The 8597-nt window shown below is 44.7% G+C and carries 5 protein-coding genes and 1 pseudogene; 5 read left to right on the top strand and 1 reads right to left on the bottom strand.

The genetic code is table 11. The features are described 5' to 3' along the window. Positions 1–93 precede the first annotated feature (93 nt). Positions 94–1456: pseudogene (locus DI44_RS0117130) on the top strand (IS4 family transposase). Positions 1457–1673: 217 nt separating this feature from the next. Here DI44_RS0117130 and DI44_RS07325 read toward each other — a convergent pair. After that, a complete protein-coding gene (locus DI44_RS07325) occupies positions 1674–2897 on the bottom strand; it encodes an endo-1,4-beta-xylanase (protein WP_033025499.1) in 1224 nt (407 codons plus the stop codon). Positions 2898–3460: 563 nt separating this feature from the next. On the opposite strand from DI44_RS07325, the gene DI44_RS07330 reads away from it, so the two are divergent. The 4 genes from DI44_RS07330 to DI44_RS07345 all read left to right on the top strand — a co-directional run bounded on the left by DI44_RS07330 (position 3461) and on the right by DI44_RS07345 (position 8286). Then, positions 3461–4255 carry a Nif3-like dinuclear metal center hexameric protein gene (locus DI44_RS07330; RefSeq protein WP_033025498.1) on the top strand — a complete coding sequence of 265 codons (795 nt, stop codon included), beginning with the start codon at positions 3461–3463 and terminating at the stop codon, positions 4253–4255. A gap of 21 nt (positions 4256–4276) precedes the next feature. Then, positions 4277–4930: an SGNH/GDSL hydrolase family protein gene (locus tag DI44_RS07335; RefSeq protein WP_033025495.1), complete on the top strand. Its 654-nt coding sequence runs from the start codon at positions 4277–4279 to the stop codon at positions 4928–4930. An 82-nt stretch (positions 4931–5012) separates the two neighbouring features. Beyond that, positions 5013–6557: a response regulator transcription factor gene (locus DI44_RS07340; protein WP_033025494.1), complete on the top strand. Its 1545-nt coding sequence runs from the start codon at positions 5013–5015 to the stop codon at positions 6555–6557. Next, entirely contained in the window at positions 6463–8286 is a 1824-nt protein-coding gene (locus tag DI44_RS07345) for a sensor histidine kinase (protein WP_241766379.1), read from the top strand. Before DI44_RS07340 ends, DI44_RS07345 begins: the two co-directional genes overlap by 95 nt. The last annotated feature ends 311 nt before the right edge of the window (positions 8287–8597 follow it).

Genomic DNA, 8597 nt, shown 5'->3' with positions numbered 1-8597 from the left:
CATAGCCATCAAGTTAAGAAAACAGGAATAAATATATGCCTGATTTGACCATCCTTTTGAAGACCTCATAATGTCTTAGAAAGGGTGGTTTTTTTGAAGACGTCCTTATCTCTCCGAGAAGAATGGCATTGTTTTTTAGACGGATTAAGAAGCGTGTTATCGTGCGAAGAACTTGAACATATGGCCCGAGATCATCAATTTATTCAACGAAAGGGGAAATTACGCGCCCATGATTTTGTGGCACTTTGCACATTTCTCCAGGAAGGAGGCGGTCAAAAATCATTGGTGCAGCTTTGCAGTGCTCTAGCTCTCAAGCAAAACACCTTTCTGAGTGCGGAAGGGCTCAATCAACGGTTTAATGAAAAAGCGGTGAGTTTCCTCAAAGCGGTGTTTGAAAAACTGCTCATTCATCAGACTCAGGAAGCCCGTCACTTATGTCAAAGACATTCGCTGTTTCGCCGGATTCGCATTCTCGATTCCACGTCGTTTCAACTGCCTCCTGAAATCCGGGGGATTTACGAGGGATGTACGGGGCCTGGGGTGAAAATTCAGCTAGAATATGAATGGCTAGAAGGGAAGTTTCTCCATGCGGATGTCGAAGATGCCCGTCATCACGACGCCGCCTACGGAGCGTCCCTTCTATCGACCATCCAAGAGGGAGACCTTTGTTTGAAAGACTTAGGCTATTTTTCGCTTGAGGGATTGCAAGCCATTCATGACGCCGGAGCCTTTTATATTTCCCGGCTCAAACACAATGTAGGGATTTACCAAAAAGAAGGAGACCGATTTCGAAAATGGGAACCAGAGGATTTCCTTGCGGTGTTACAACCCGGAGAAACCATGGAACTGGAACATGCGTATGTCAGTGGAAAGAAAGTTCATCAACCGCGGCTCATTGTGTATCGGCTGACCGAAGAACAGGAGCGACAGAAGGAAGGACAATGGAAACAGAAGGCGAAAACGAAAAGGGGCCGCGTACGTGACGCGACGCCCCCACTCAATATATGTATATATCACCAATATTCCAGCGATTTATACCTCTTTGCACGAAATTCATACGCTGTATTCTCTTCGCTGGCAAATTGAAGTGGTATTTAAGACATGGAAATCCCTGTTTCACATTCATCGATTCAAACCGATGAAAGGGGCTCGCTTTCAGTGCCACCTGTATGGAACGTTGATTGCCTTATTGATCAGCTCCACTGTCATGTTTAAAATGCGGGAATGGCTCTATCGAAAACAGAAAAAGGAATTGAGCGAATATAAGGCGATGAGTATGATCAAGGAGTTCGGTATGGATTTCTTTCAAGCCTTATGGTGTTCTGAGGCGTTAGTTGTCCAACTCCTTTTAAAACTGTGTGACATCATCGCTCAACACGGAAAAAAATCAAGGCGTTATACAAAAAAGAGCGCTTTAGACATTATCGAGAGTTTGGTCATCATGCCGGTGTCGTAAGAAATTCCCGCCTCATACCATGAAAAAAACCTTCTATTAGGGAAGGTGTATTTGGCATGCCTATCTTTATATATTCTCACGGTCACAGCCTCCAAAGATGAAAAGTGAAGCCTTGGAGCGAGTAGCTCCAAGGCTTCACTTGATGGCTATGGAGGATGCCTCGTTGTTGTTGAGACATCCTCTTCTTTGCTGGAGACACCTATGTGCTTTTGGCTGTCTATTTGTGGTCGATAATAGCCCAATATGCGGGTTTGACTTTGTAATCCGGTCCAAAAACGAACGGCGCATCTTTTCCTTTCCCTTTTTCCACTTTTGCGTACGGAGCGTTCGGGTCAACCACAACATTCCCGTTGGCGTCATAGTACACATCCGCACGGCTGTCGAGCCACGTATGATTGTCGGCGATGCCCCAGAAGGTGACGTTGCTAATTTTATCGCTCAACTTTTCATACAGTTTGAACAAACGATCATAGCGCGCTGCCTGATCCAAAAACTTTTGTTTTGGAATGGCGTCATACGACGGGTAGGCGCGCGGCGGCCAGCCGTACATGCTCACATCCAGCTCCGTAATTTGATTGTCTAACCCTAGATCGGCAAACATGTTGATCGTTTTTTCGATTTCTTCTTCAGAAGGCCAGCCAATTTGGATGTGGGACTGGTGGCCAATCCCGTCAATGGGAACGCCTTCTTCTTTTAATTGTTTCACTAAGTTATAAAGAGCGCTTCGCTTCGGTTCCACTTCGGTATTGTAATCGTTGATGTACAGTTTAATCTTGTTGCCGCCATATGTTCTCGCCGTTTGGAATGCTACCTTGATATAATCGATGCCGGCGATTTGATACCACGGGGAATTGCGCAACTTTCCATCATCCCCGACTACCTCGTTCACGACGTCCCAATATTTGATGTCATCTTTATACCGCTCGACAATCGTTTTAATATGGGTTTCGAGCCGTTTCAGTAACAGCTGTTTATTTTGTTCACGCTTTGCAGGATCGGTTTCATTGACCATCGGCTTGCCTTCCTTGTCAAGAAAGAACCATTGCGGTACTTGGCTATGCCAAACGAGGGTATGGAAGCGGATATCCATATGATGTTTTTTAGCAAATCGAACGATTTGATCCGCCTCAGCAAAATTGAATTTTCCTTCTTCGGGTTGGATGTTGATCGGTTTCATAACGTTCTCGGCGACAATGCTGTTAAAATGGCGTTTCAGCATTTGGACGTCTTTTTCGTTTTGCAGCTGATAAGGTTCAACAGCTGCCCCAATAGTGAATGAATGTTTGTAGCGCTGGTCGAGTTGCGGGGCGTGCAATGCGCTGATTCGCGGCTTTTTAGCGTACGATGGTTCCGTTTTTGCCAATGCATTCGTCATCCCTAAAGGAAGCAGCAGCATAAACGAGAATCCAACGATCATCGCTTTCCGTGATTGTTTCCACACGATTGGGTCTCCTCCTTACTATTAGTGATTATTCATCGCAAAATGACATGAACAACAGAAAGCGCTTACCACTCCCTTTCTTTGTTAGTAGTCAACTTAGCGAGACAGATGCCGGATTGCGCGAGAAGACCGATAGTTGTCGAGAGGTTGACCTGATTTTATTTTAACAACACCAACTTGGTTTATCAATTAAATATACTAAGTTTTTTTATTATTAGAAAAACGGAAGCGGTCATTTTCATGTCTGGGTAAATCCGCTCTGTTGATTCACCGCTTCACGCCAGGGAGGAAGAGCAGGACCTACTAGGAAGGTTTTTCAGAAAGAAATCAAGACGGTGGGGCTCGCTTATTCAACCATCAACCTTTGAAGGAAGAGGAATATGAACCATGACGTCGATGGTGTGGAAGCCTAGATTCTGACAGGAATAAGGATTGATGTTCCTCCTGTAGCAGAAAGACGCTTGAAAGTTTGAAAAATTCTTTATAAAATTAGTTTATAGGGTAAACATACTTAGCGAACCCAAGCGATTGAAGGAATTCAAATTTCAGAAAGGAATAGAGCGATGACTGTTACGGTTCAAACGGTGATAGAACGATTGACAGCCGGTGCAGAGCGCCTTTCCTCTACAGTAGATACGCTTAAATATGGGGATCCGGGCACGGAGGTGAGAGGGATCGCCGTCAGTTTCATGCCTACGTATCGCGTCATTGAGCAAGCTGTCCGAATGGGAGCCAATCTTCTCATTACTCATGAAGGGTTGTTTTATAGTCACGTTGACCATGATGAAACGGTAAAAAACGACCCGGTGTATCAAGAAAAAGTTCGCCTAGTCCGTGAGTCAGGCATTGCCATTTATCGTTTTCACGACTACTGGCATCGCTACCAGCCTGACGGGATTGTGGATGGTTTAGTCCGGGCTTTGGGGTGGGAGTCGTATGTTTCTAAATACGAACCGACCGCTGCAATTTTGACAATCCCTAGGATGTCGGCTACGGAGATGGTCAGTAAAATAAAGGAAAGACTAGGCATTTCATTCATAAGGGTTGCGGGGGACATCTCGGCCTTATGTACACGTGTCGCACTGCTGACCGGATATCGTGGCCACGGATCTTTGGCGATTCCGTTGTTTGAAAAAGAGAAGCTTGATGCAATCATTTATGGTGAAGGACCTGAATGGGAAACGCCGGAATACGTTCGAGACGCCGTACAGCAAGGGAGGCAAAACGTATTGGTAGTGTTAGGGCATGCAGAAAGTGAGGAACCCGGTATGAGATACTTGGCTGAGAAGCTAAGAGCCATGTTTCCGGCCATTCCTGTGTATTTTATCTCGGAAAAACCGCTTTTTCATTTCTTGTAATCGTTGAAGGAGGAAAGAAAAATGATACTTGGCAAAGGGCAGAAGCTGTTGTTTATTGGCGACTCGATAACGGACTGCGATCGCGCCAAGCCAGAGGGGGAAGGATTATTCGGCGCGTTAGGCACAGGATATGTATCTTATGTCGACGGTCTTTTGCAAGCCGTTTATCCGGAACTTGGGATTCGGGTTGTCAATAAAGGAATCAGCGGCAATACGGTTCGGGATTTGAAAGCAAGATGGCAGGAGGATGTGATTGCTCAAAAGCCGGACTGGGTATCAATCATGATTGGGATTAACGATGTTTGGCGGCAGTACGATTTGCCATTCATTAAAGAAAAGCATGTGTACGTGGATGAGTACGAAGAAACGCTCCGCAGCCTTGTGATGGGGACAAAGCCGCACGTTACAGGAATCATCCTTATGACTCCGTTTTATATCGAAGGGAATGAACACGATCCGATGCGTCGGACCATGGACGAGTATGGTCTCGTTGTCAAACAAATTGCCGAAGAAACAAACAGTATATTCGTTGATACCCAGGCTGCGTTTCACGAGGTATTAAAAACTCTTTATCCGGCGGCATTGGCTTGGGATCGCGTTCATCCGTCTGTGGCCGGACATATGATTCTAGCAAGAGCGTTTTTGAAGGCGATTGACTTTGATTGGGGGAAATGAAATAACACCCAGCTGCTTGAAGGAACAGACATGTTTCTAAAAAAGCAAGGACTATCGTTTGGGAGAAAAAAGGGGGATCGGGATGCATAAAGTCATGTTAGTCGATGATGAAATGTTTGTGCGGGAAGGCATGAAAACGTTGATTGATTGGGAAGGATGCGGATATCGAATTTGTGGGGAGGCGGATAATGGAGAGCAGGCGCTCCGTGAGGCAGCCAGGTTGCGTCCCGACCTTATCGTGACAGATATTCGGATGCCAGGAATTGATGGGCTTGAATTGATTCAGAGGGTATCCCGAAGCGGACAAACAGGAACGAAGTTTATTGTAGTCAGCGGATACAATGACTTTTTCTACGCGCAACAATCGATTAAATATGGGGTTTGCGACTTTTTATTAAAACCGATTGATAAAAGAGAGTTTGAACAGTCGTTATCAAGAATGGCGGAAGTATTGAATCAGGAGAAGGAAACGAGAAAGAAGCAGCAAGCTGAGTTTTTGTTTTATGAATGGGTTACAGGAAAAAAGGGGACAAGTCTCAGGGAAATGGGAGATTGGGGAGTCTCTTCATCTATACTTTCGGGTTATGCGATCATCGAGATCAACGGCAAGGCCGATATGGTTCATCTAGCTGCCGATGCCGCCTACAAAACTAAAATTAAGGAGATTTATCATCGCGTTGTCAAACAGCCGATTCATTTCCCAATCTATGAGCACGGAAGGCAGCGATATGGGCTGTTATTTATTGGGGAGGGCGAAGAGGAGATACGTCATAATCTATACCGGTTCTCTGAGCAACTCGTGAACGTTCCTCTTGATGTGACGATTTATGTTAGCGCTTTTTCGTCGCCTGCTGATTGTCTTCAAGAACGGATTCGGGAAGCAGGTGAAGCGTTGCGTTATAAATACGTCAACGACGAGAGAATCGTTTTTTATGAACAGGTAAAAGAAATCACGCTTTCTTATCCCAGCGTTGATGATGGACAATGCCAAACATTGGTGGAGTATATAGAAGAGGCGCGGCTGGAGCAGCTGATGACCGCCATGAAAGATCTGTTCGCCCAGTTTCGCGCCCGTCGCTTGTCTGCTGAGGCTGTGCAGACGTTTGTTCTTTATTTCGTACAGAAAGCGCTTCAGCTCGTCAAACGAGCAGGAGCGTGTGAGGAACAACTGACGACTTTGCCCCGAGTGCTAGAATGTCAAGACTATCCTTTCCGTTTGGAAGAATTGAAGAAAAGGATGATGGATTTTGCGGTGGAATGTTGCTGGGTAGTGGAAGAACAAAGGAAGCCGCCTTCACTATGTGAAATTCATAAAATAAAGAGATATATTGAGGAGCATTATGCTGAAAACCTCAGCCTAAAAAGCATCGCTAAACAATTTTATATGAACCCCGTTTATTTAGGCCAACTGTTCAAAAAAACATATGGTCTCTATTTTAAAGAGTTTTTGTTGCAGCTGCGCATTGGTGAGGCAAAGAAGCTTCTGCGGACGACGAATTTACGCATCTATGAAGTGGCGGAGAAAGTAGGTTTTGGGAGCGTGGATTACTTTGTTACACAATTTGAAAAAATGGAAGGGCTTACACCTTCGGAATACCGAAAGAAGTCAACGCGTTCCATATTATAGAAAATGGCTTGAGTCATTCCATCATATGGGGTTGAAAAATAAATTGACTTTTCTCTATTTGTTTGCTGTGTTGATTCCCACTACCGTCACGAACGGATTGTTTTATTATGTGGTGACGAATCAAGTAAGAACACAGAAATTGCACGATGCCTCATTAGTAATAGAACAATTGGCAAAAGATTTTGAGCAAGGCATCGATCAAGTTGTTGGCATTTCCTCTCTGTTATATACGGACAGCCGAATTAACGAAATGCTCGATCGCCAGTATACTTCGGATGCGGAATACGTCCAGCATTATCATGATGTATTTCCCGAATTTAACAAGTATCGTTATATGCATCCTTTTATTCATTCCATCGTTTTTTTTACCGACAATTCGACTGTTATCTTTTCCGGTTCCGTTCAGCCCATTACTCCTCAGCTCCAACAAGCTGATTGGTACAGGGACATACGTTCATTTCCTGTCCTAGTCCGCACGGGACGTTCGCTTAGTATTGTCCGAAAGTTGGATTATTTCTCCTTTTATAATAAGACAAACAGGATGGTTCGAATTGAATTAGAACCGATGGCTATCGATCATCTGCTTCGCACTAGGGCGTTTCCTGGAGAGATTTATGTTGTTGATCGTCAAGGAAACATTCAATATTCGACTCGTGTGCAAAACAACGTTCATAATAAGGGGAAGCCACCTGCCCGGACCGAGAAGGGACGCATAGTTATATCCCACCGTTATAAGACGGCTCATTACCTCCATGGCTGGAGCATTGTTGGCGTCGTTTCCGAGGAAAAACTGGTGAACAACACTCGTTATTTCATGGCTTTTATCTTTTCGATCGCTTTTGTGAATTTCGTTGTTCCTACCATCATTCTTTTTCTTGTCTCTAAACCATTGCACGCAAGAATCGTCAATATTTTGAGTTACATGAAAAAGGTGGAGAGGGGGAAATTTGAAACGATCCATTCGGAACTTTATGATGATGAAATCGGGCAATTGGCTAAGGCGTTTAACCGTATGTCATTAACGATCAAGCGGCTCATTCAAGATGTTTATATGGCTAACATCCAAAAGAAAGAAATGGAACTGCAAAAAAAGCAGGCTCAATTAAATGCCTTGCAAAGTCAAATGAATCCTCACTTCCTTTTCAATGTGCTCGAAACGATTCGAATGAGAAGCCTCATGAAACATGAAGATGAAACTGCTGAAATGATCGAACATATGGCAAGAATTTTGCGGAAATCCATTTCATGGGGAAGTGACTGGGTCAAAGTGCGGGAGGAAATGGATATTGTTTCCCGGCTGCTTTCCATCCAGCGCTATCGATTTGGGGATAAGCTTCAGTATAGGATCGATATCGATGAGTCTGTCTTAGAACATACGATTCCGAATATGATCATCCTCCCGTTTGTTGAAAATGCATGTAAACATGGGGTGGAGTCCAAAGCAGGAAAAGGAAACATTGATATACAAGTGCGTGCAGAAGGACCGTGGTTGACGTTTACGATTCGCGATAACGGCCCGGGCATGAATGAGCAGCAATTGCTGCAACTCTGGCGTTCTCTCAATGAAGAGGAGGGGATTACTGAGCACGTAGGTGTTAGAAACGTCTACTATCGCCTTAAAATGTATTACGGTGAGCATTTTACGTTCCAAATGTACAATGACCGCGGATTCGTTGTTTTTTTCTCTCTCCCGATCGATCAGGCTTCGTCAAGCAACTATGTGAAGTAGGTGTCTCGAAAACAAAACGGGGCACCTTTTTGTTCATATGAGGGACACTAGAAAATTTATCCTGTTAAAGAACCGTGTCCATCTGTCATGCTCGTTCGAAAGCGGCTCTTTGCCATCTTTGGCAACGAACTGCCCCTGAGGGTTCAAGGCCCAGAGGATGGATCTTTAGAAAGACGGTGATGAAGGAGCAAGTTGCTTCGCCGTTTTGGCATCGGCTGCTCGTCTCATATCATACGACGTGAGTGAGGGGCTTGCTATTGTTCACCAGCCTTTTCAGGGAAGTATGGCAGCGTTTAGATTTGCCAGGAATT

The sequence above is a fragment of the Geobacillus sp. CAMR5420 genome (genome assembly GCF_000691465.1).
GTDB lineage: Bacteria > Bacillota > Bacilli > Bacillales > Anoxybacillaceae > Geobacillus > Geobacillus thermoleovorans.
Note: the sequence above shows the minus strand (reverse complement) of the source record. Positions and strands in the feature narration are given on the sequence as shown.

Coding starts and splice junctions, on each gene's coding strand:
- DI44_RS07330 (WP_033025498.1), top strand. CDS start 3,461: ATGACTGTTACGGTTCAAACGGTGATAGAACGATTGACAGCCGGTGCA.
- DI44_RS07335 (WP_033025495.1), top strand. CDS start 4,277: ATGATACTTGGCAAAGGGCAGAAGCTGTTGTTTATTGGCGACTCGATA.
- DI44_RS07340 (WP_033025494.1), top strand. CDS start 5,013: ATGCATAAAGTCATGTTAGTCGATGATGAAATGTTTGTGCGGGAAGGC.